The organism is Kribbella sp. CA-253562 (genome assembly GCF_050942265.1).
In the GTDB taxonomy this organism is placed as follows: domain Bacteria; phylum Actinomycetota; class Actinomycetes; order Propionibacteriales; family Kribbellaceae; genus Kribbella.
Genome location: NZ_CP192049.1, coordinates 4454986 through 4475479 on the forward strand (window position 1 = coordinate 4454986; position 20494 = coordinate 4475479).

Annotated in this window: 19 protein-coding genes, 4 tRNA genes and 1 riboswitch; of the genes, 11 read left to right on the forward strand and 12 right to left on the reverse strand. The window is 70.4% G+C overall.

The window, feature by feature from the left end; genetic code table 11:
* Window positions 1-30: 30 nt before the first annotated feature.
* On the reverse strand, window positions 31-591 hold the full coding sequence (locus ACQPXM_RS21050; protein ID WP_077013904.1) for a CGNR zinc finger domain-containing protein: 561 nt from the start codon (window positions 589-591) through the stop codon (window positions 31-33).
* Between the two features lie 119 nt (window positions 592-710).
* Between ACQPXM_RS21050 and ACQPXM_RS21055 the strand changes: the two genes are divergently transcribed.
* Window positions 711-782: transfer RNA gene (locus ACQPXM_RS21055), tRNA-Val, on the forward strand.
* Between the two features lie 314 nt (window positions 783-1096).
* Here ACQPXM_RS21055 and ACQPXM_RS21060 read toward each other — a convergent pair.
* Complete coding sequence (locus ACQPXM_RS21060) at window positions 1097-2347, reverse strand: MFS transporter (RefSeq protein WP_432935581.1); 1251 nt, start codon at window positions 2345-2347, stop codon at window positions 1097-1099.
* 56 nt (window positions 2348-2403) lie between these two features.
* On the opposite strand from ACQPXM_RS21060, the gene ACQPXM_RS21065 reads away from it, so the two are divergent.
* Window positions 2404-3363: a DUF5937 family protein gene (locus tag ACQPXM_RS21065; protein ID WP_432935583.1), complete on the forward strand. Its 960-nt coding sequence runs from the start codon at window positions 2404-2406 to the stop codon at window positions 3361-3363.
* Window positions 3364-3394: 31 nt separating this feature from the next.
* Here the strand turns inward: ACQPXM_RS21065 and ACQPXM_RS21070 are convergent, their stop codons facing one another.
* Both ACQPXM_RS21070 and ACQPXM_RS21075 read right to left on the reverse strand, forming a co-directional pair.
* Entirely contained in the window at window positions 3395-3967 is a 573-nt protein-coding gene (locus ACQPXM_RS21070; RefSeq protein ID WP_432951064.1) for a response regulator, read from the reverse strand.
* Between the two features lie 44 nt (window positions 3968-4011).
* On the reverse strand, window positions 4012-5202 hold the full coding sequence (locus tag ACQPXM_RS21075) for a sensor histidine kinase (RefSeq protein WP_432935585.1): 1191 nt from the start codon (window positions 5200-5202) through the stop codon (window positions 4012-4014).
* 138 nt (window positions 5203-5340) lie between these two features.
* Between ACQPXM_RS21075 and ACQPXM_RS21080 the strand changes: the two genes are divergently transcribed.
* From ACQPXM_RS21080 to ACQPXM_RS21090, 3 genes are read left to right on the forward strand one after another with little or no spacing between them, the layout of a single operon-like run.
* Window positions 5341-6294: an SMP-30/gluconolactonase/LRE family protein gene (locus ACQPXM_RS21080; RefSeq protein ID WP_432935587.1), complete on the forward strand. Its 954-nt coding sequence runs from the start codon at window positions 5341-5343 to the stop codon at window positions 6292-6294.
* Window positions 6291-7247: an ankyrin repeat domain-containing protein gene (locus ACQPXM_RS21085; RefSeq protein WP_432935589.1), complete on the forward strand. Its 957-nt coding sequence runs from the start codon at window positions 6291-6293 to the stop codon at window positions 7245-7247. The genes ACQPXM_RS21080 and ACQPXM_RS21085 overlap by 4 nt, the downstream gene beginning before the upstream one ends.
* The gene (locus tag ACQPXM_RS21090) at window positions 7244-7525 is read left to right on the forward strand and encodes an ankyrin repeat domain-containing protein (protein WP_432935591.1); all 282 of its coding nucleotides are present in this window, start codon (window positions 7244-7246) and stop codon (window positions 7523-7525) included. Before ACQPXM_RS21085 ends, ACQPXM_RS21090 begins: the two co-directional genes overlap by 4 nt.
* A 12-nt stretch (window positions 7526-7537) precedes the next feature.
* Here ACQPXM_RS21090 and ACQPXM_RS21095 read toward each other — a convergent pair whose 3' ends face one another.
* Window positions 7538-7990: a pyridoxamine 5'-phosphate oxidase family protein gene (locus tag ACQPXM_RS21095; RefSeq protein WP_432935593.1), complete on the reverse strand. Its 453-nt coding sequence runs from the start codon at window positions 7988-7990 to the stop codon at window positions 7538-7540.
* Between the two features lie 96 nt (window positions 7991-8086).
* On the opposite strand from ACQPXM_RS21095, the gene ACQPXM_RS21100 reads away from it, so the two are divergent.
* The 4 genes from ACQPXM_RS21100 (at window position 8087) to ACQPXM_RS21115 (ending at window position 9209) form a co-directional block, all read left to right on the forward strand.
* A tRNA-Gly gene (locus ACQPXM_RS21100) sits at window positions 8087-8159 on the forward strand.
* A gap of 29 nt (window positions 8160-8188) precedes the next feature.
* Window positions 8189-8259 (forward strand) — tRNA-Cys (locus ACQPXM_RS21105).
* Between the two features lie 30 nt (window positions 8260-8289).
* Window positions 8290-8361, forward strand: a tRNA-Val gene (locus ACQPXM_RS21110).
* 290 nt (window positions 8362-8651) lie between these two features.
* Window positions 8652-9209 (forward strand): GNAT family N-acetyltransferase, encoded by a 558-nt coding sequence (locus ACQPXM_RS21115; RefSeq protein ID WP_432935595.1) that lies wholly within the window; start codon window positions 8652-8654, stop codon window positions 9207-9209.
* Here ACQPXM_RS21115 and ACQPXM_RS21120 read toward each other — a convergent pair.
* The 3 genes from ACQPXM_RS21120 to ACQPXM_RS21130 form a co-directional block, all read right to left on the reverse strand.
* Window positions 9194-9937 carry an SDR family NAD(P)-dependent oxidoreductase gene (locus tag ACQPXM_RS21120; protein ID WP_432935597.1) on the reverse strand — a complete coding sequence of 248 codons (744 nt, stop codon included), beginning with the start codon at window positions 9935-9937 and terminating at the stop codon, window positions 9194-9196. The genes ACQPXM_RS21115 and ACQPXM_RS21120 overlap by 16 nt on opposite strands.
* A gap of 373 nt (window positions 9938-10310) precedes the next feature.
* Window positions 10311-11384, reverse strand: a complete 1074-nt coding sequence (gene rsgA / locus ACQPXM_RS21125) for a ribosome small subunit-dependent GTPase A (protein ID WP_432935599.1) — start codon at window positions 11382-11384, stop codon at window positions 10311-10313.
* Window positions 11385-11634: 250 nt separating this feature from the next.
* Window positions 11635-12909 (reverse strand): YhjD/YihY/BrkB family envelope integrity protein, encoded by a 1275-nt coding sequence (locus ACQPXM_RS21130; RefSeq protein WP_432935601.1) that lies wholly within the window; start codon window positions 12907-12909, stop codon window positions 11635-11637.
* A 72-nt stretch (window positions 12910-12981) separates the two neighbouring features.
* On the opposite strand from ACQPXM_RS21130, the gene ACQPXM_RS21135 reads away from it, so the two are divergent.
* Window positions 12982-14613: an acyl-CoA dehydrogenase family protein gene (locus ACQPXM_RS21135; RefSeq protein ID WP_432935603.1), complete on the forward strand. Its 1632-nt coding sequence runs from the start codon at window positions 12982-12984 to the stop codon at window positions 14611-14613.
* Between the two features lie 17 nt (window positions 14614-14630).
* A riboswitch (ZMP/ZTP riboswitch) is annotated at window positions 14631-14712 on the forward strand.
* Window positions 14713-14736: 24 nt separating this feature from the next.
* On the forward strand, window positions 14737-16185 hold the full coding sequence (locus ACQPXM_RS21140) for a glycine hydroxymethyltransferase (protein WP_432935605.1): 1449 nt from the start codon (window positions 14737-14739) through the stop codon (window positions 16183-16185).
* A gap of 87 nt (window positions 16186-16272) precedes the next feature.
* Here ACQPXM_RS21140 and ACQPXM_RS21145 read toward each other — a convergent pair whose 3' ends face one another.
* The 4 genes from ACQPXM_RS21145 to ACQPXM_RS21160 all read right to left on the reverse strand — a co-directional run bounded on the left by ACQPXM_RS21145 (window position 16273) and on the right by ACQPXM_RS21160 (window position 20441).
* A complete protein-coding gene (locus tag ACQPXM_RS21145) occupies window positions 16273-18132 on the reverse strand; it encodes a glycoside hydrolase family 9 protein (RefSeq protein ID WP_432935607.1) in 1860 nt (619 codons plus the stop codon).
* Window positions 18133-18247: 115 nt separating this feature from the next.
* Window positions 18248-18655, reverse strand: a complete 408-nt coding sequence (locus ACQPXM_RS21150; RefSeq protein WP_432935609.1) for a VOC family protein — start codon at window positions 18653-18655, stop codon at window positions 18248-18250.
* Window positions 18656-18684: 29 nt separating this feature from the next.
* Window positions 18685-19878: an MFS transporter gene (locus ACQPXM_RS21155; RefSeq protein ID WP_432935611.1), complete on the reverse strand. Its 1194-nt coding sequence runs from the start codon at window positions 19876-19878 to the stop codon at window positions 18685-18687.
* On the reverse strand, window positions 19875-20441 hold the full coding sequence (locus tag ACQPXM_RS21160) for an ArsR/SmtB family transcription factor (protein WP_432935613.1): 567 nt from the start codon (window positions 20439-20441) through the stop codon (window positions 19875-19877). Before ACQPXM_RS21160 ends, ACQPXM_RS21155 begins: the two co-directional genes overlap by 4 nt.
* Window positions 20442-20494: the final 53 nt, after the last annotated feature.

Consider the following 20494-nt stretch of genomic DNA (forward strand, 5'->3'; position numbering starts at 1 on the left):
CGGCCAACGCGTACGTCGTACGGGGGCCTGCTACTCCCCCGACGCCTTGCGGCGCTCCCGGTACGCCGCCACGTGCAGGCGGTTGCCACAGGTCCGGGCGTCGCAGTAGCGCTTCGACCGGTTGCGGGACAGATCGATCAACGCGTCGTCACAGTCCGGCGCCTCGCAGCGCCGCAGCCGCTCCCGCTCGCCCGCCGAGATCACCTGAGCGAGCGCGATCCCGCACTCGACCGTGATCCGGCAGGTCAGCGACGCGCCGTCCCGCGAATAGTGGATGTGCCACGGATGACCGTCGTGGTTCGTCAGCCGCGGCGTCGTCGTACCGCGCGCGACGATCGCGTTGATCATCGCCGCCGCCTCCGCGTCCGAACTCGTCGTGAACACCGGCGAGAACAACGGCCGCAGATCCCGGACCTCCTGCAGATCCGTCTCGGTCAGCGTCCCGACCGCGCTGAACTCCCGCTCGTGGACGAACTTCTCCAGATCCTCGAGCGAGACCATCGTGTCGACCTGGCTGTTCGGCCCGGGCAGCGTATTGACCAGCCGGACCAGCGTGCCGAGCGCGTGCTCGGTGTCGTGCGAGAAAGTCACAATCACGTCTCCAACGCGACGGGGTCTCCGTCCTGCAGCAAGAGTAGCCCGGCCGGTTTCGTACGTCGCCGTTCCATGCGCTATGGTTTCTCCCGAGCAACACGAGCAACACCCCGAACGGGCGATTGGCGCAGTGGTAGCGCGCTTCGTTCACACCGAAGAGGTCACTGGTTCGAACCCAGTATCGCCCACGAAAGCGATGGGCGACTCGTGTCCGCGGAGAGCGCGGACCGGGTCGCTTTCGTCGTTTTGTGCGCCTGCGCTGCGCTTGGCGCTAGCGGGGGCTTCGCCACCCGCACCCCCTTGGGCCTTCGCTTCGCTCGGCCGCTGTGGCTGGGCGCCGCGGTTGGGTTCGCCTTCGCTTCGCTCGGCTGCTGGGGGCGGCCGCCGCTCTCGGGGTTCGCCTTCGCTTCGCTCGGCTGCTGGGGCTGGCGTTGTCTGTCGGGTTCGCCTTCGCTTCGCTCGGCCGCTGGGGCTGGGTCGCCTTCGCTTCGCTCGGCTGCGGTCAGGTTGGAGTGGGGCCAACCGGTGCGGCGCATTCGTCTCTGCGGGCGGCTGCTCGGTTTGCCACGGCGGCGGTTGCTGCGCCGGTGGCTGCGAAGAGCACGCCCAGGGCGATCCACCCCGGCGTGCCGTGGTCGATGGCGGTGGTGGTGACCACGGCGGGGGCGAGCATCAGGGCCAGGGCGTTGCCGGTTTGGCTGAGGCCTTGGTATGCGCCGGCGCGGGTGGGGTCGGCCAGTTCGAAGGCCATGCCCCAGCCGCCTGCTTCGGCTTGGGTCTCGGCTGCGGAGGAGGCTAGGGCGGCTAGGAAGAGGACTGCGATGGCGGCCGCGACGGTTAGGTGGCCGGCGGTGGCGAAGAGGAGGCAGGCGGTGAACAGGAGCAGGCCTGCTCGACGTACTGAGCGGCCGGCGGTGCGGAGGTCTTGGGTGCCGCGGGAGGCTCGGACCTGGAAGAGGGCCACGTAGGCGGTGTTCACCAGCAGGAGTGCGGAGACGACGATCGTCGGGGCTTCGGTGTGGTCGGCGACCCAGAGTGGGATGCCGACCGTTGTGAGGCCGAAGTGGATTGCCAGTACGGCGTTGAGAATTGTTGACGTGACGTACGTGCGGTCTCGTAGTGGGGAGGGGCCGCGTGACGCTGCGGGGCTGGCGGCGGCGTCCATTCGGGCGGCCAGGCCGGTGACTCGGCGGCGTAGGCCGATCAAGGGGATGGTGCCGAGGATGGTGATCGCGCCGACCAGTACGACCGTCAGGCGGTACGCCGTGGTGGTGTCGACCATCAGGGCCAGGCCCGCCAGCAGGGTGCCGACGCCGATGAGGACGTTCATCACGACGCGCAGCCGGGCGCGGACGGCGACTCGCTCGGGGCCGACGTACCAGCGGGCGAGCAGCGTCATCTGGGCGGTGCTCTGCAGGCCGCGGGTGGCGGAGACGCAGGCCGCGACCAGGACGAAGCTGACGAGGTTTCCGGCGAAGGCGTAGCCCAGCAGCGCGGCTCCGTTCGCGGCGAGTGCCCATTGCTGGAGCCGGTCGGCGCCGCAGCGGTCGCTGAGTCGCCCGCCGGCGTACGACGCGAGGACGCCGACACCTCCGGCGACGGTGAGACCGATGCCGACGACCGCGGCGGACAGGCCGACTCCGCGGGTGAAGTAGAGGGCGCTGACGGCGAAGAACATGCCGCGGGACAGCGACATCGCGGCGACGGCGGAGGCGAGCGCGCGCTCGAGCGGATCGCGGAAGAGTTCAGGCACCCGACAGTTGTGGCATCCGGCGGTACTCCGCGACCAACGATGTAGCGTTTTGCTTCATGATCGAGTACGAGCTCGGGGACAACGATCTCGGCGAGGTGCGGTTCGCGATCTCGCCGCTGAACGAGCTCGTCCTGTCCCTGCGCACCCTGCGCGACCCGGGGCGATTCCCGCTGCAGCTGCCCTGGCTGCGGGCCACGGCTTCGGCGCGCGCGGGGCTCGACCTGGACCTGCTGCGTGCGTTGACGAACGACGCGCTGTGGACGCCGGATTTCCTCACCCCGCGGCCGTTCACACCGCTCGGCCGGATCGACGACGAGTTGGCCGCGGTCACGGCGACACCGGCGGACGCCGTCCGCGCTGATCTGGCGGAGATCCATCCGGCCGGGCTTCCGCCGACACTCCGGGGCCGGCCGGACCGGGTGCTCGACCGCGTGCTGGCCGTCCTGCGGGACTACTGGGAGGCCTGTTTCGAGCCGTACTGGGCGCGGATGCGGACAGTGCTCGAGGCGGATGTCGTCCATCGCGGGCGCGTGATGGCGCAGGCCGGTCTCGCGGCGATGTTCTCGGACGTCGATCCGCATGTTCGCCTCGACGGCACCGTCCTCCTGGTCCGTCTGCGCAGCGACTACTCCTACCGCGCCTCGGCGGCCGGTCGCGGCCTCACGCTCACACCATCGCTCTTCTGCCGGCGCGGATCGGTGCCGATCTCCCCCGACGAGCCGCCGCACATCATGTATCCCGCGCGCGGTCTCGGAACGTTGTGGGAGACCGAGACGACGACGCCCCCGACGGCCCTGGTCGGCCTGATCGGCCGGGTCCGCGCGCAGCTGCTGAGGTTGCTCGAGACGCCGACGTCGTCGACCGAACTCGCCGTCCGCCTCGACGTCACGCCGACCGCGGTCAACCAGCACCTACGCGCATTGCGCGCGTCCGGCCTGCTCATCTCGGCCCGGCACGGCCGCTCGGTCCTCTACCGCCGCTCGGACCTCGGCGACCGGGTGCTCCGCGGCGCGTAGCTGCCAGGCGCGAGCACACGGCCAAGGGCTGTCAGCTCGGCGGACGGATGACGCGTTGCTCGATCGCCCGCGCCACCGCGGCGGCCCGGGTGTCGACCTCGAGCTTGGTGTAGATGTGCGAGAGATGTGATTTCACCGTCGCCTCGCTGACGAACAGGCTGCGGGCGATCTCGCGGTTCGACCCGCCGGTCGCGAGCAGGCCGAGGATCTCGACCTCCCGCTCGGTGAGCAACGGACCCGAACGGCGCATCAGCCGGGCCGCCACCGCGGGGGCCAGGATCGTCTCCCCGCGAGCGGTGCCGCGGATCGCCCGGAACAGGTCCTCGGGTGGCGCGTCCTTCAGCAGGTAGCCCGACGCGCCGGCGTCGATCGCACTGCTGATGTCCGCCTCGGTGTCGTACGTCGTCAAGACCAGGATCTGCGGCGCTTGCGGGAGCGCCCGCAAGCGCGCGGTCGCTTCGGCGCCGCCCGGCCCGGCCCCCAGATTGAGATCCATCAGTACGACGTCCGGCCGGAGTGCGGCGACGAGCTGCATGGCGCTGTGCGCGTCGGAGGCCTCCCCCACGACGGACAGATCGTCCTGCCCCTCGAGCAGAGCACGCATTCCGGCCCGCACGACGGGGTGATCGTCGACCAGCGCGACCCTGATCACGACGGTTCCCCGGCCGCCGGCTTCAGCGGGATCGACGCCGCGAGCGCCGTACCCTCGCCTGGTTCGCTCTCCAGGACCAGGGTGCCGCCGAGGTGGCTCAGTCGCTCACGGATGCCGGCCAGTCCGCGCCCGCGATCCGGGTCGGCCTGCCGGTGGTTCGCGGCCAAGCCATGGCCGTCGTCGCGGACATCCAGTACGACGGCGTCCGGCTGATAGGTCAGCGTGACAACGGCCGTGGTGGCGGCGGAGTGCTCGAGCACGTTGGCCAGGGCGCCACGGGCCGTACGCAGCAGAGCCGTGTCCACCTCAGGGCCGAGCGACACCGGTGTCCCATGCACCTGAACGCGGATGTCGACGCCGCTCACCCCGGCAAGCCGTTCACATGTCTCCCGAAGCGCGCCCGGCAGTGCAGGTCGGCCAGCAGAAGCCAACTCGGCCGGGGCCAGGTCCCGAACCACTCTGCGCACCTCGTCCAACCCGTCCCGGGCAGTCGCCGCGGCCTGGGCCGCATGCTCGCGGGCCGCGGCCGGGCGGTCGTCCCACTCTCGTTCGGCCGCCTGCAGCAGCAGATTGATGCTCGACAGGCCCTGGGCGACGCTGTCGTGAATCTCCCGCGACAGCCGCGCCCGCTCGGACAGCACACCCGCCTGGTGCTGAGCGTCGGCCAGGTCACCCTGCGTCGCGTGCAGGTCGTCCAACAGCAGTTGCCGCGCCACCGCATCCCGCTCCAGCGCCCGGTACGCGCCAACAGCCAGTACGGCGATGCACGCCGGCCCCAGCACGATCGTCGGATCGAGCCGCTCCGCCATCCGGGTCCACTGCACCACCACGACGACCACCATGCCGGCGACCACAGCGCAGGCCGGCCGGAACGTCAGCACCCGCAGCGCCACGAACGACAGCGGCACCGCGCACCACGCGAACGAAGGCGCGAGCAGCACCAGTCCGAACCACACCACGACCAGCAACGCGAGCCACAGCGGGCCGGGTAGCACCGCCCACGCGGCGTACGTCGCCAGCAGCGTCAGGGCGCCCGCGATCATCCACGGGGCCTGGTCGCCGAACCCGTGACCGGTTAGGTAGCGGACCGCGGAGGCGAGCACGAGGACGACGAACGTCGTGTGCAGCGCCTTCAGCAGCCCGCCGGCCTGGCCCAGCACGGCGGCTGGTGTCGGTGAAGTCGTCATGTTCTGCCGATGGTAGGCCCGGGGCGCCGGCTTTCGAATCATCCGATCGGCTATCCGGCGGTGGCCGAACACCCGTCGTCGGCGGCGCTGAGACCGATCAGGCTGGAGACATCCCGTTCCAGCGATGAGAGGTTCCCGATGTCCTTCCGCTCCCTGTCCACCACCCTCGTACTGTCCGTCGCGCTGACCGGGGTCGTCGGCCCCACCGCGTCCGCCCGGCCCGCGAGCTACGAACTGCCGGGCGATCCCGGCGGGTCGAAGTTCGAGGGCATCGGGTACGACGCCCAGGCGCGCAGCTACTACGTCTCGGAGACCACCGGCGGCGAGATCCACCGCGGCCGGCTGGGATCCGCGGCAGCGACCGAATGGCTGGCCGGCGACGGCACGGACGGTCGCTGGACGGCCCGCGGCGTCACCGTCGACGCGCACGGGCGGGTGTACGTCGCGGGCGGCCCGAACGGCATCGACCACCCGGGCGCGCCGGATCTGTGGGTCTACGACCGCACCGGAAAGCTGCTCGCCGCGCTGCGGACCGGCGTACCGAACGCGTTCCTCAACGATCTGGTGATCGGGCCGGACGGCGCGGCGTACGTGACGAACTCGAACGCGCCGCAGGTGTTCCGGGTCGCTGAGCGGGACGGCCGCTGGACCATCCGGACCTGGGCGGACGCGACGGCGACGATCCCCACCCAGGCGGGCTTCAACCTCGGTGGGATCGTGCTGTCCCCGGACCGGACGGCGCTGATCGTGGCCCAGGGCAACGTCGGCAAACTCTGGCGGTTCGCGCTGCGGACCGGCACCGTGTCAGGTGTGGACAGTGGTTCGGCGGAGCTCGTCAACGCGGACGGCCTCGTCCAGGACGGTCGCACGCTGTGGGTGGTGCGCAACTTCTCGAAGGTGCTGAGCACGCTCCGGCTGACACCGGACGGACGCACCGCGCGACTCGTGGCCGCGACTCCCACTGATCCGGACCGCGTGCTCACCACCGCGAAGCTCGCGCAGGGCAGGCTGCTCCTGGTCGACAGCAAGTTCGACGAGGCGACCGCGACCCCGCCGTACCAGGTCGTCACGCTGACCCCGCCGCGCCGATGAAGGTCTTCCGTGCACTGTCGCTGGTTACGGTCGTGGTGGCGACGGCCGGCGCCTGCTCGGCCACCGACGCCGCACCACCACCGACGACGTCCACCTCCACCCCGTCACAGACCCCGAGGCTCACCGTGCCGACAGCAACCGCTCTCGACCAACAGCTGATCGCCGCCGCCTGGAAGAACGACGTCGAGGCCGCGCGCCGGCTGATCGCCGCCGGCGCGGACGTCAACGCGGTCGACACCACCGTGCAGAGCGCCTTCCTGATCGCCGCCAGCGAGGGGTACGTCGAGCTGCTCGACCTCACGCTGAAACACGGAGCCGATGTCCGGAGCCTCGACAGCTACCGCGGCACCGCGCTGATCCGCGCCGCCGAGCGCGGTCACGCCGCCGTGGTCGGCCGGCTGCTCCGGGCCGGGGTGGCGGTGGATCACGTGAACAAGCTCGGGTGGACCGCGCTGCACGAGGCCGTCCTGCTGGGCGAGGGCACCCCGCAGTACGTCGAGACCGTGCGACTGCTCGTCGCCGCCGGGGCCGACCGCGCGAAGCCGGCCGAGCGCGACGGCGTCACGCCGGTGCAGGGCGCCCGGAAGCTCGGCCAGAACGCCGTGAGCGCCGCACTGGAGGCTGAGCGCCCGGACTCCCCCGCGGCCGCGCTGCTCGCGGCGGCGACGTCGGGCGACGCGAACCAGGCAGCCGCGGCGCTGGCCGCCGGTGCGCCGGTCGAGTCGGCCGACAGCAAACGCCGTACGGCGCTGCTGCTGGCGTCGTTGAACGACCGTGTCGAGGTTGCTCGCTTGCTGGTCGCGCTCGGTGCGGACCCGGATGCTCAGGACGACCGGCGGGACTCGGCGTGGCTCGTCACCGGAGTCACCGGGAGTGTCGCGATGCTCGAGAGAGTCTGCTTCCGGCGCAGCCGGATCTCACCCTGCGCAATCGGTTCGGGGGCGTCTCGGTGATTCCCGCGAGCGAACGCGGCCATGTCGAATACGTCCGGCGCGTCGTCCGGACCGGGATCGACGTCAACCACGTGAACGACCTCGGCTGGACCGCTCTGCTGGAGGCCGTGATCCTCGGCAAGGGGACCGAGGGGTGGCAGCAGATCGTCCGCATCCTGCTCACCGCCGGCGCCGACCCGTCCAAGGCCGACAAGGACGGCGTCACTCCCCTTCAGCACGCCCAGCAGCGCGGGTACACCGAGATCGCCGGCATCCTGCGCGCGGCCGGGGCGCGGTAGCCGCTGCGCAGCTCAGGTCAACCACTGGCCGTTCAGCATCAGGTCGCGGTTCTCGAGTTCGTTGGCTTCTCGCCAGGACTGGATCCTGATGGGAGTGACCTCGAAGTACGGGTAGCTGGCCTTGATGGTCCTCGGGTCGAAGCCGGTCTTCTCGGCGAAGGTGTCGGCCTGCTCCTCGGTGGGCGTGAAGGCGGCGGCCGTGCCGGTGATCAGCACGACGTCTCTGGTGTGGCCGATCGCCAGGTGGAGCTGGGGATTGGACCGGAGATTCAGGCTGGTGGGGTTCTTCGAGGCGGTCGACAGGATGAGGGTGCCGCCGGTCCAGAGGAACGAGAGCGGGACCAGGTACGGCGTACCGTCGGGCGACGCTGTGGAGACCCATGCGTCGACGTCGGAGGCCAGCCGATCGAGGGCGTCTTTCACCCGAATGGCAAGGGGGCGCGCGGGTGGTGGAGGGTTGCTCATCGTCACATTGTCGCGGGGCGAATCTGATTTTTCTTCCGCGGTGGGAGTGCGCTACTGTTCTGCTCTCGCAGGGAGCGAAAAGCTCGCGGCGAGAGTGCGGACGTAGCTCAGTTGGTAGAGCGCAACCTTGCCAAGGTTGAGGTCGCCGGTTCGAACCCGGTCGTCCGCTCGGAAGAGGTCAGCAGGCTGAGACTCTGTGGTGGAGTGGCCGAGAGGCGAGGCAACGGCCTGCAAAGCCGTGTACACGGGTTCGAATCCCGTCTCCACCTCGTGTGAATCCCTTCGAGAACTCCATACCTGGACGATTGGCGCAGCGGTAGCGCGCTTCCCTGACACGGAAGAGGTCACTGGTTCGATCCCAGTATCGTCCACGAAAGCGATGGGCGACTTGTGTCCGCGGAGAGCGCGGACCGGGTCGCTTTCGTTATTTGTGCGCCTGCGCTGCGCTTGGCGCGAGCGGGGGCTCCGCCACCCGCACCCCCTTGGGCCTTCGCTTCGCTCGGCCGCTGTGGCTGGGCGCCGCGGTTGGGTTGGCCTTCGCTTCGCTCGGCTGTTGGGGCTGGCGTTGTCTGCCGGGTTCGCCTTCGCTTCGCTCGGCCGCCGGCGGCTTGGCGGGTTAATGCATGGCCCTGGTCCTGGTTGGCTGTTTCAATCTGTCGGCATGAGCTCTGTGTGGGTGGGTGAGCGGGTTCGGTTGCGGGCGATCGAGCCTGAGGACTGGGCGGACTTCCTGCGGTTCGACCAGGACAGTGAGGTGCAGCGCAACGCCGACATGGTGCACGCGCCGCGGTCGGCGTTCGCGATGCAGGCGTGGGCCGAGGAGCAGGCGACGCACGGGGAGGCCGACGACCGGCTGCAGTTGGCGATCGAGTCGCTCGAGACCGACACCGTGGTGGGAGCGTGCTCGACCAACGACACCAGCCGGCGGTGCGGGCGGTTCAGCTACGGGATCGCGATCGGGCGCGAGCACCAGCGGCGCGGGTACGCGAGCGACGCGGTGAAGGTGCTGCTGCGGTTCATGTTCCAGGAACGGCGCTACCACAAGTGCGAAGCGGGGGTGTACGCGTACAACGACGCGTCACTGGCGCTGCAGGAAGGGCTCGGGTTCCAGCGCGAAGGGGTGTTGCGCGATCACGAGTTCCTCGCCGGCGCGTACCAGGACCTGGTGGTTTTCGGGATCACCGCCGAGGAGTTCGCGCAGCGTCACATCCGCAGGTGAGACCCGCCGTTGAAGTCCAGGACCGTGCCGGTGGCGAACTCGGCCGCCGGCGACGCCAGGTAGAGGATCGCCGCGGCGACCTCGTCGGGTGAGGCGACGCGTTCGAGCGGGCTCTCGAGCCGGCGGCGGTCGTAGCCGTCGCCGGACAGCGCCTCGGCGGCCATGTCGGTGGTGGTCCAGCCCGGCGCAATCGCCGTGACCGCGATGCCCTCCGGGCCGAGCGCACGGGCCAAGGACTGCGAGAGCGAGACCAGGCCCGCCTTGCCGGCGCCGTACGCGGGCTGGTTGGGCTCACCGCGGAACGCGCCGCGGGATGAGACGTTGACGATCCGCCCGCCGCGACCCATGTGCTGGACGGCGCACCAGCAGGTGTTCGCGGCGCCGATCAGGTTCACGCCGAGAGTGTCGGCCCAGGCCTGCTGCCATTCGTCGTACGCCGTCTGCCGGATCGGGTGCGGCGCGTAGACGGCCGCGTTGTTGACCAGTACGTCGATCCCGCCGAGCGCCGCCGCGGCCTCGTCGACCATCCGCCGGATCGCGTCGGCGTCCGACAGATCGGCTTGTACGACGACGTGCCCTTCCCCCGGCAGGTCCTTCAGCACCTCTTCGGCCGCATCAGCCGACGCGCCGTAGTGCACCGCGACCCGATCCCCCGCCGCGGCGAACGCCCTCGCCGTCGCCGCACCGATCCCCCGCGAAGCTCCTGTCACCAACACCGAACGACTCATGCCCCGAGTCTTTCATCGGCCCTTCTCGGTGAAGTGCGGACGTCCAGCACCCACCAACCACCCAGATCCGGCCGTGCCCGACGCGTTGCCCGCTCAGGCCGTTCCGGCAGGGCGGGTTGGTGAGTGCTGCACGTCCGCCTCGAAAGCATCCGGCGAAGCCGCTCGATCCCGGCGCCGGCCGGCGAAGCCGCCCACTTCCGCGCCGCCGGAGTACCCCCGCGCGGCCGGCGAAGCCGCCCACTGCCGCGCCGCCAGCCTACCCCCGCACGGCCGGCGAAGCCGCCTGGTTCCGACGCCGGCTGCCGAACAGTCCCCGCGCCGATCCGCGGGCCGGGATCGCGGCAGCGGTCGAGCAGTTCGCGATGCCCGGGCTTCACTGGCGTGGCGTGATGTCCCGGCGGTAGCCCTTCGACTGGCGGGCCCATTCCTTCTTCGCCTCGGCTCGCAGCCGCGCATCGGTACGCCGCGCCATGAACGCCGCTTCGCGCTGCAGCTTCACCCAGCTCTCGTACCGGCGTACCGGAAGGGTGCCATCGGCAAGGGCTTTCTGGACGGCGCACCCCGGCTCGGTCTGGTGCACGCAGTCCTTGAACTTGCACTGGTCCGCGAGTCCGCTGATGTCCGGGAACGCGGCGACCAGGCCCTCGCCGAACTCCTGCAGCCCGATCCCCCGCAGTCCGGGGGTGTCGATCACGACGCCGCCCTGCGGCAGCAGGATCAGCTCACGCCGTACCGAGGTGTGGCGGCCCTTGCCGTCCTCGCGGATCGCTTGCACGTCGAGCAGTTCGACGCCGGCCAGGGCGTTGACCAGGGACGACTTGCCGGCGCCGCTGACGCCGAGCAGGGCCATCGTGGCGTTGCCGTCGAGCAGCGCGCGGACCGGTTCGAGGCCTTGGCCGGTGGTCGCGCTGCAGACCAGGACGTCGGCGCCGGGCGCGGCCGTGGCGACGTCCTCGGCGATCGAGTCCGCGTCGCCGACCAGGTCGGACTTGGTCAGTACGACGACCGGGCGGGCGCCGCTTTCCCACGCCAGGGCGAGGAAGCGTTCGATCCGGCCGATGTTGGGTTCGGGGATCAGGCCGGCGACGATCGCGATCACGTCGACGTTCGACGCGAGCACCTGGCCGCGCGACGAGCCGCCGACCTCGGCGCGGACGATCGCCGTACGGCGGGGAGCGACCGCTTCGAGCGTGATCCGGTCGTCGGGCCAGCGCCGCAGCGCGACCCAGTCGCCGGTACACGGAGAGGCCTGGGCGTCGCTCGCCACGGCGGCGAGCACGCCGCCGGACCAGCTGGCGCGGACCGGGCCGTCCTCGGTGAGCACGGTGGACAGACCTTTGTCGACCCGGACGACGCGTCCCGGGACCAGGCCGGCCGCACCGGGAAGAGTGGACAGGTAGTCGGCCGTTGGAGTGTCCAGGCCGAGAGAGACAAGCGCTGCTGACATGGTGCGACGAACCTTTCGGGAGGTCCGGCCGCGGAGTTCAGCTCGGCGGCCGGACGGAGTGGGAGCGAGCGGGCCCCTCGGCTCGGTGGTCCTCGGGGGCCAAATGGGAGTTCATGGTCGTCTCACTCCCTTCGGTGGTCCTTGCCGCCGGATCCGGCGGACTGTCGCGATAGGAGAAGCGTAGGTCGACTTCCCACCGGCCGCACCGCAATTACCCACCCGGTACGACGGGCCGCCGCACCGCCGGGCACTACCGAGGGGTGTCGGTCCGGTTCACCTGGGCAACCTTGTCGGACGCGGCGCGGGGCGCGGGATCCTCGGCCCCTCCGACCGGCGCGGCCTCGACGCTCGCCTCGGACTTTCCCTCGACCTTCGCCTCGACCTTCGCCTCGACCTTCGCCTCGACCTTGGGCTCTGACTTGGGCTCTGACTTAGGTGCTGACTGCACAGCCGGCTCGGCGGGCGGCAGGTCCTTGTCCCCCGGACGCCGGCCGTCGTGCGTCGGGTAGCCGATCGTGTGCCCCGGCGGATCCACCGGCGACCCCGGCGACATCGCCTCGACAGTGCGGGCGATCTTGACCTCCGGCCGCAGCTCGCCGGGCGTCAGCGGGTGCTCCTCGTGGTGGCTCGGGTCCGGCTCGGCCTTCATCACCGGCTCGAGCGCGTCGCCCTTGCGCGCCTTGTGCGGCCACAACCGGTCCACGACCGCGTTCAGCGCGGCACCGATCAGCACCGCGATCGCCGTCATGTACAACCACAGCAGCACCGCGATCGGCGCCGCCAGCGGCCCGTAGATCGACGTACCTCCGACGGTGCTCTGCAGGATCCAGCGCAGCAGGAAGCTGCCGAGGATCCAGATCGACAAGGCCAGGAACGATCCCGGCAGGTCGGAGGCCCACGGTGTCCGGACCGGCACCGACAAGTGATAGAGCGTGTTGAGGAAGCCCGCGGACAGGATCGTGACGACCGGCCAGTACAGCTGGTTGAGGAAGTCCAACCGGTCCGGCAGCAGCGCATCGACCGCGTCGGGTCCGGCCAGCACCAGCGGCAGCACGATCACGCCGATCACCAGCGCCGCGCAGTACAGGCTGAACGACAGCGCCCGGGTCCGGACGATGCCGCGCTTGCCGCCCATCCCGTACATGATCGTGATGGTGTCGACGAACACGTTCAGCGCCCGGCTGCCCGACCACAGCGCGAGCACGAAACCGATCGAGATGACGTCCGGGCGGCCGCCGTTCAGCACCTGGTTCAGCGTCGGCACGATCACCGTCTTGACCGAGTCGTCGGTCAGCGCCCGGGCCGCGAGTTCGGCGATCTGGGCCTTGATGTCCTCGATCGTCTCGACCTCGAAATACCGGCTGGCGATGTAGCCGATCGAGCCGGCCAGTCCGAAGATCAGCGGCGGCAGCGAGAGGATCGCGAAGAACGCTCCCTCGGCGGCCAGGCCGGTGACCCGGTAGCGCAGACAGGTGCCGACGGTCTGTGTGATCAACTTCCAGGTCGTCGCGGGGATACGTCGCACCCAGGCGAGTGAGACCGACGTCCCACCGCCTCGCGCTGACCCAGAGCGTGCCATACCGCTTACCGTACTGACATGGCGGACCCAAACGCTGTAACGAACCAAGCTCCCCCACTCCAGGGAGTGAACTTCTTCACCCAGGACCAGTCGCTCGGTGACGCACTGCTTCCGCACGCGGACCTGGCCAAGGACTCCACGCTGACCGCGATCGGAGAACTCGCGGGATCGCAGGAAGCGCTCTCCCATGCTCTTCCCGCGAACCAGAACTCCCCCGTCCTGAAGACGCACGACCGGTACGGCCACCGCGTCGACGAGGTCGAATTCCACCCGTCGTGGCACTGGCTGATGGACAAGGCGGTCGGCTTCGGCCTGCAGGCCGCGCCCTGGACCAGCACCGCACCCGCGCCGCACCTGACCCGCGCCGCCGGTTTCTACGTGTGGTCCCAGGTCGAGCCCGGCCACGGCTGCCCGATCTCGATGACGTACGCCGCCGTGCCCGCACTCCGCACGTCGGAGTCACTCGCCGCCGAGTGGATCCCGCGCCTCGCCTCCACCCAGTACGACGTACGCCGGCTGCCGGTCGCGGACAAGTCCGGCGTGCTCGCGGGCATGGGGGTGACCGAGAAGCAGGGCGGTTCCGATGTCCGCGCCAATCTGACGACCGCGACGCCGACCGAGAACGGCGGGGACGAGTACCTGCTGACCGGGCACAAATGGTTCTGCTCGGCGCCGCAGGCCGACGTGTTCCTCGTGCTCGCCCAGGCGCCCGAGGGGCTGAGCTGCTTCGTCGTGCCCAGGGTTCTTGCGGACGGCAACCGGAACGCCTTCGCGCTGCAACGGCTCAAGGACAAGCTCGGCAACCGCTCCAACGCCTCCAGTGAGGTCGAGTTCCACGGCACGGTCGGCTACCGGCTCGGCGACGAGGGCGCCGGGGTGCGCACGATCATCGAGATGGTGGCCGCGACCCGGCTCGACTGCGTGCTCGGCTCGGCCGCGCTGATGCGTCGCGCGCTGGTCGAGGCGACCTGGCACACGTCGTACCGCAGCGCGTTCGGTGGACTGCTGCGCGACAAGCCCGCGATGCGCAACGTGCTGGCGGATCTGGCCATCGAGAGCGAGGCAGCAACCGCTCTCTCGATGCGTCTCGCGGCAGCCGTCGACGCGTCCGAAGCCGGTGACGAGCAGGCGAAGGCGTTCCGCCGGATCGCGCTCCCGCTGGCCAAGTTCTGGGTCTGCAAGCGGACGCCGATGATGGCGGCCGAGGCGCTGGAGTGCCTTGGCGGCAACGGGTACGTCGAGGAGTCAGGGCTGCCGCTGCTGTTCCGCGAGTCGCCGCTCAACTCGATCTGGGAGGGCTCGGGCACGGTCAACGCGCTCGACGTCCTGCGGGCGCTGCGGCGGCCGGAGTCGTTGCAGGCCTGGCTGACCGAGATCGCCGCCGCCCAGGGCGCTGATCCGCGACTGGACGCGGCCGTGACCGACGTACTGGAAGCGCTCTCCGACGTTTCCGAGGCCGAAGCGGGCGCTCGCCGGTTGGCCGCACGGATGGCGGCGTGCCTGCAGGCTTCCTTGCTGGTCAGGTACTCGACACCCGAGGTGGCCGACGCGTTCGTGGCGTCGAGGCTGGCCGGTGACTGGGGTGGCGTGTTCGGAACGCTGCCGCGGACCACGCCGTTCGGATCGATCGTCGACCGCGTCCTGCCATGACGCCGCAGGCACGCTAGGGTTACCAGCGCGACTGGCGCGTGAGGTGGAGAACCACCGGGGAGCAAGAAGACGCCGGCACCGTGCGCCTGGGTGCCGCGACCGTGCGAACCTCAGGAGACAACGATGACTCAGCCCTTCGACGCCGCCACGGCGTCGGCCGCGTACCGCAACGCGCTCGAGGTGATCGGCGCGGTGGAGCCCACCATCGCCGGCGCGATCAAAGCCGAACTGGAAGACCAGCGCAGCTCGCTGAAGCTGATCGCCAGCGAGAACTACGCCTCGCCCGCCACCCTGCTGACGATGGGCAACTGGCTGTCCGACAAGTACGCCGAGGGCACCGTCGGTCACCGGTTCTACGCCGGCTGCCAGAACGTCGACACCGTCGAGCAGACCGCCGCGGACCACGCGAAGGCGCTGTTCGGCGCACCGCACGCCTACGTCCAGCCGCACTCCGGCATCGACGCCAACCTGGTCGCGTTCTGGGCGATCCTGGCCAACCGGATCGAGGCTCCCGCCCTGGCCGAGGCTAGCGCCAAGCACGTCAACGACCTGTCCGACGAGGACTGGACCAAGCTGCGCAAGGCGCTCGGCGATCAGAAGATGCTCGGCATGTCGCTGGACGCCGGCGGTCACCTGACGCACGGCTTCCGCCCGAACATCTCCGGCAAGATGTTCCACCAGAGCTCGTACGGCACCGACCCGGAGACCGGGCTGCTCGACTACGACAAGGTCGCCGCGACCGCGCGCGAGTTCAAGCCGCTGATCCTGATCGCCGGCTACTCGGCGTACCCGCGCAAGGTGGACTTCGCCAAGATGCGCGAGATCGCCGACGAGGTCGGCGCGACGCTGATGGTCGACATGGCGCACTTCGCCGGCCTGGTCGCGGGCAAGGTGTTCACCGGCGACTTCGACCCGGTCCCGCACGCGCACGTCACGACCACCACCACGCACAAGTCGCTGCGCGGCCCGCGCGGCGGCATGGTGCTGTGCCAGCCCGAGTACGCCGACGCCGTCGACCGCGGCTGCCCGATGGTGCTGGGCGGCCCGCTCAGCCAGGTGATGGCGGCCAAGGCCGTCGCGCTGGCCGAGGCGCGCCGGCCGGAGTTCCAGACCTACGCGCAGGCCGTCGCGGACAACGCGGTCACCCTGGCCGAGGGCCTGATGAAGCGTGGCGTGAAGCTGGTCACCGACGGCACGGAGAACCACCTGGTCCTGCTCGACGTCTCGTCGTACGGGATCACCGGACGCCAGGCCGAGTCGGCGCTGCTCGACGCCGGCATTGTCACCAACCGCAACGCCGTACCGCGTGACCCGAACGGCGCCTGGTACACCTCCGGCGTCCGGATCGGTACGCCGGCGCTGACCACCCGCGGCTTCGGCGCCGACGAGTTCGACCGGGTCGCCGAGCTGATGGTGGACGTGCTGTCCAGCGTCACGCCGACCTCCACGTCGACCGGCGCACCGTCGAAGGCCAAGTACGTGCTGGCCGACGGCGTCGCCGACAAGGTCCGCGCCGCCTCGGCCGAACTGCTCGACAAGCACCCGCTGTACCCGGGTCTCGATCTGAACTGACCCTGCCGAGAGCGCGTGTTGCCTTCGGGCAGCACGCGCTCTCTCGCGTTTCCTGGCGACCGCGCCGCCAAGGAGCGGGGAGAAGCGTCAGAGGTTCAAGGCGTAGACGGCGATGGCCGCGAAGTCGTCGGCTGGTTCGGAGGACTGCCAGGAACGGACGTCGTCGACGTAGCGGGAGCCCTTGCCGGTGAAGGGTTCGTAGCGGTCGACGCCGTTGGCCGGGCAGGGACGCATGCTGTCGAGGTGGTCGCCGAGGCCGTCGGCGAAAAGGGCGGCGGAGTTCGGGCCGTTGACGACGGCGCCGGTCAGCGGGCGGTTCTTCAGGTTGGCGATCTGGTGGTGCGGGCAGCGCTCGGTGGTCTCCCCGACGCCGATCATGAACGGGACACCCCACGGGTTCGCGCCGAACGTCCAGTCGAGCTGGCGGGCGCCGAAGATGTCGTAGCGGCGGTCGCCGGTGACGTCGCGGTACAGCCGCGCGGTCGCGGCCAGGCCGAAGGCGTGCGGTACGGCGTCGAAGTTGTCGTACTGCGCGCCCGCGCCGAACGGCTCCTCTGCCGCGCGGCGCACGCCGATCTCCAACTGGGCCCGCAGATCAGCTGTCACGGCGGCGACGTCCACCGCCGCTCCCGTACGACGGTCGGCGCGCACCGCGCGGATCAGGTCCGCGTGAGCGAGCGCGCTCACGTCGTACAGGTTGAGCGTGTCCCCGCCCGCTTCGTGCTGCAGATACTGACCGGCCCAGTAGTTCGCCTTTTGCAGCCACGTCCGGTCCCGCGGGTCGCGCAGCTTCTGGGCGGCCAGGGCGAGCTCGGCGGCGCCCAGCTCGAGATCATCGCGCCACGCGCTCTCCGGATAGAACGCGAACGGCAGCGACGTGACCAATTGAGTCACGCCCGTGGTCTTTGCCTGCGCGTAGATCTGTGCCGCCGTCTCCAGATGCCGACGGGCCTTCACCGGCGACAGCTCGACCTGGGCGGCGAGCGCGAACGCCGCGGCGGTCCGGCCGGCCAGGTTCGGGCTGATCGGCTGTCCCGGCGCCGCGGCGCGGAACACCGGCCGGTTCCTCAGGAAGCGCTCTCCCGGTTCTCCGAGCGTGTCGTCCGCCTCGGGCAGCCGCCACACGTCGTGGTCGCCGACGAACGTGCCCTCGACGTTCCCGGTCCCGACGCCGACCTGGATGTAGAGCGTCTTCGTCCGCTCGTCCCACATCTTGTCCAGCCAGTCGAGCCCGTGCCGCGCTTCCTTCACCAGCACCGGATCCAGCCGCCGGCCGTCCCGAGCCGATGCCCACAGCAACGAGTCCGAGTACGCCGCGATGTGGGTGAACTTCAGGTAGTCGCCGGCGTCGAACCAGCCGCCCTCGACGTCGACCGGACCGCCGATCCGGCGCAGCTCACCGGTCGACTGATCCGTGTCCGGCCCGGTGAACACCGGCCACTCGTAGACCGACGCGGACCGATCGGTCAGATGCGACGGCGTCCGCCCGAGCGGCCCGCTCGGCACGTCAGCGCCGTCCCGCTGCCCGGTGAAGAACCCGACCGCCTTGTCTGCCGCCGCCCGCTTCAGCCGATCCCCGACCCGCACCTCGAACTCCGGCGAGGCCGTCGCACCGTCCACCTCGATCCGGTACTTCCCCGGCCGCCGTACGCCGGAGAAGTCGACGCGGTACACGTGCCGGTACGCCGCGTTCCACTCCCCCGCGTCAGCGCCGACCCGCCCGGTCAGCACCCGCCGGCCACGCTGATCCACCACCGCGAACGACGTGCCCGCCGCGCTCGATCCGGTCATCAGGTAACCCACCTTGGCCGCGCCGGCGGCGTACCCGAGCTGGTTCACCCGGACGACGCCGGCAGCCGCCTGCGCGGAAGCAGGCGCGATCGCGAGCAGCAAACTGGCGACCACGGCGAACGGCACGAGCCGGCGAGCACGACGAAAGGGGCGCATGGCAACGGCTCCTCAAGAGTCAACCGTTAGGAAACTTTCCTATTGGTCGCCACAAACTAGCGCCCTGCCTGCGAGGCGGCAAGAGATCAAGCCCGCCAAGAATCGTGCCCCCGGGTCAGCCGTCCCCGTTCAGTACCTTCTCCAGATGCCCAGGTGGCCACTCGACCAACTCGATGCGATACCCGTCGGGATCGATCAGCCAGGCGGTCTTCGGACCGTCGGATCCGGCCGGAAACTCCGGCGGACCAGGCTCCAGACCGGCCGCCGTCAGCCGGTCGAGCGTCGTACTGAGCGTGCCCACGTCGATCGCCAAGTGCTCGAAGCCGCCGATCTCGACCGGACCGTCAGCCGGCCGATGAACCAGCTCGAGCGAAACGCTCTGCTCGTCGGGCAGCTTCAGCCAGACCAAACTGGAGCCGTCCTCGAACGGAACAGTGCCGAGTTCGGTGTAGCCCAGCGCGCGGTAGAAGGCCAGTGAGCGCTCGAGGTCGCTCACGCGGTAGGCGAACAGGATCGTCTTCATGCTTCTCGATCCAACGCGCGCCGCCGCGCTCAGGTCAACCGCGCAGCCGACCAGATCATCAGCGCCGCGAAGACCGCCCCGAGCACACCACAGGCCAGGCCGATCCCCGCCAGCGACACCATTGCGCCGAAGCCGGTCATCGCCAGCGGCATCAGCGCCTCGTCCGACAGGCTGACGATGCTGCTCGTCCGCCCCAGGTACGCCGGGGCGATGGTCTGCTGGAACGCGGCCGACAACTGCGCCGACGCGAGCCCCGCGGTGAACCCGATCACGGCCATCGCCACGAAGACCCCGATCCGCGGCGCGAAGCCGATCGCCACACAGCCCGCCGCCTGGAAGATCAGCGCCAGCAAACCCGCCCGAGCAAGGTTCACCGGCTTCCATCGCATCGCCAGCACAGCCCCGGCAGCAGCGAGCAGCCCGGAACAAGCTTGGAACAGACCGAGTGAACCAGCGCCCCAGCCGGCCGCCGACGTCCGCTGCACCAGGCCCACGGCAAGCACCGGTCCCACGCACAGGTTCAGCCCGAACAACGCGATCACCAGCGTGCGCGCCGGCCGATCGCCGCGCAGGTAACCGAAGCCGGCCTTGAGATCGGCGCGGATCGATCGGCCGCCCGACGACACCTGCGGAAGCCGCGGCCGCACGACCCAGACCAGCGCGACGGCGATCACCGCGAAGGACACCGCGTCGACCACCATCACCATCGCCAGTCCTCCGTGCGCGACCAGGAAGCCGCCCAGCGGCGCACCGACGAAGACCGCGAGCCGGTTCGCGAGCTGCGTCCCGGCGGCGAGCTTGACCAGGTCCTCGCCTCGCACCATTCGCCGAGGCATCGTGCCCGCCGCCGGCGTGTAGATCGCATCCACCAGCCCGAACAGCACGGCAACCGCCAACAGTAAGCCGAGTGACACTCCGGCGATCGACACCACCGCAGCAGCAGCCGCCAGTACGACGATCCGCCCGAGATTGGCCAGGACCATCGTCCGGCGCGCGTCGACCCGGTCGGCGAGCGCGCCACCCCACAGCAGCACCAGCGCCCGCGGCAAGGCGCCGATCCCCATCACCAGCCCCGCGCCCGCCGGTGTCGTCACCTGCGTCGCGCTCCACGCCAGCCCGACGTACCAGGCAACGTCCCCCGCCTGCGAGATCCCAGCCGACAGGATCCAGCCCTGCACCCGGCGGTCCCGCGCCAACGGTGGGAAGTCCACCGTCGCGGTCATGGCCGAGCCGGCACCGCGTGGCTGAACACGAACACCGGCCGCGCCAGCTCGCCCTCGGACGGCGCGTCGACGTACTCCTGGACCAGGGCACTCATCCGCGCCCCGAGTTCCTCCAGCCGGTCGGGAGTCAGCGTCACCCAACTCTCGGTCGAGAACGCCGCCCGCACCCAGCTCTCGTCGTACTCCGATCGCAACCCGAACCACTGCCGCACCTTGGTCGTGTGATGGGTGAGGTTCGCCTCCTCGGCGGTCTCGGCGACCAGTTCCGCGGCCGGGTCGCCGCCGGCGTCCGCGATCGACCACGAGTACGACGCCCGCGCGCTGCGCCACCAGCGTTCCCGCCGGGTTCGCGCGAGCTCCGGCGCCTCCTCGATCACCCCGGCGGCCGCCAGCACCTTGAGGTGATGACTGATGTTGCCGACCAGTTCCCCGGTCGCCTCGGCCAGCCGCGACGCGGTCGACGGCCCGTTCACGCCGAGCAGGTCGATCAGGCGCCGGCGCAACGGATGGTGGATCGCGGCGATCACGGACGGGTCGGCAGTACGCCGATTCGCGGGGCTCATGGTCCCGAGGCTAGATCCACAAGAGTTCTTGCGCAAGAGGTCTTGTTGATCAG

Coding starts and splice junctions, on each gene's coding strand:
- ACQPXM_RS21065 (WP_432935583.1), top strand. CDS start 2,404: ATGATCGAGTACGAGCTCGGGGACAACGATCTCGGCGAGGTGCGGTTC.
- ACQPXM_RS21070 (WP_432951064.1), bottom strand. CDS start 3,967: ATGCGTGCTCTGCTCGAGGGGCAGGACGATCTGTCCGTCGTGGGGGAG.
- ACQPXM_RS21075 (WP_432935585.1), bottom strand. CDS start 5,202: ATGACGACTTCACCGACACCAGCCGCCGTGCTGGGCCAGGCCGGCGGG.
- ACQPXM_RS21080 (WP_432935587.1), top strand. CDS start 5,341: ATGTCCTTCCGCTCCCTGTCCACCACCCTCGTACTGTCCGTCGCGCTG.
- ACQPXM_RS21085 (WP_432935589.1), top strand. CDS start 6,291: ATGAAGGTCTTCCGTGCACTGTCGCTGGTTACGGTCGTGGTGGCGACG.
- ACQPXM_RS21095 (WP_432935593.1), bottom strand. CDS start 7,990: ATGAGCAACCCTCCACCACCCGCGCGCCCCCTTGCCATTCGGGTGAAA.
- ACQPXM_RS21115 (WP_432935595.1), top strand. CDS start 8,652: ATGAGCTCTGTGTGGGTGGGTGAGCGGGTTCGGTTGCGGGCGATCGAG.
- ACQPXM_RS21120 (WP_432935597.1), bottom strand. CDS start 9,937: ATGAGTCGTTCGGTGTTGGTGACAGGAGCTTCGCGGGGGATCGGTGCG.
- rsgA (WP_432935599.1), bottom strand. CDS start 11,384: ATGTCAGCAGCGCTTGTCTCTCTCGGCCTGGACACTCCAACGGCCGAC.
- ACQPXM_RS21135 (WP_432935603.1), top strand. CDS start 12,982: ATGGCGGACCCAAACGCTGTAACGAACCAAGCTCCCCCACTCCAGGGA.
- ACQPXM_RS21140 (WP_432935605.1), top strand. CDS start 14,737: ATGACTCAGCCCTTCGACGCCGCCACGGCGTCGGCCGCGTACCGCAAC.
- ACQPXM_RS21145 (WP_432935607.1), bottom strand. CDS start 18,132: ATGCGCCCCTTTCGTCGTGCTCGCCGGCTCGTGCCGTTCGCCGTGGTC.
- ACQPXM_RS21150 (WP_432935609.1), bottom strand. CDS start 18,655: ATGAAGACGATCCTGTTCGCCTACCGCGTGAGCGACCTCGAGCGCTCA.
- ACQPXM_RS21155 (WP_432935611.1), bottom strand. CDS start 19,878: ATGACCGCGACGGTGGACTTCCCACCGTTGGCGCGGGACCGCCGGGTG.
- ACQPXM_RS21160 (WP_432935613.1), bottom strand. CDS start 20,441: ATGAGCCCCGCGAATCGGCGTACTGCCGACCCGTCCGTGATCGCCGCG.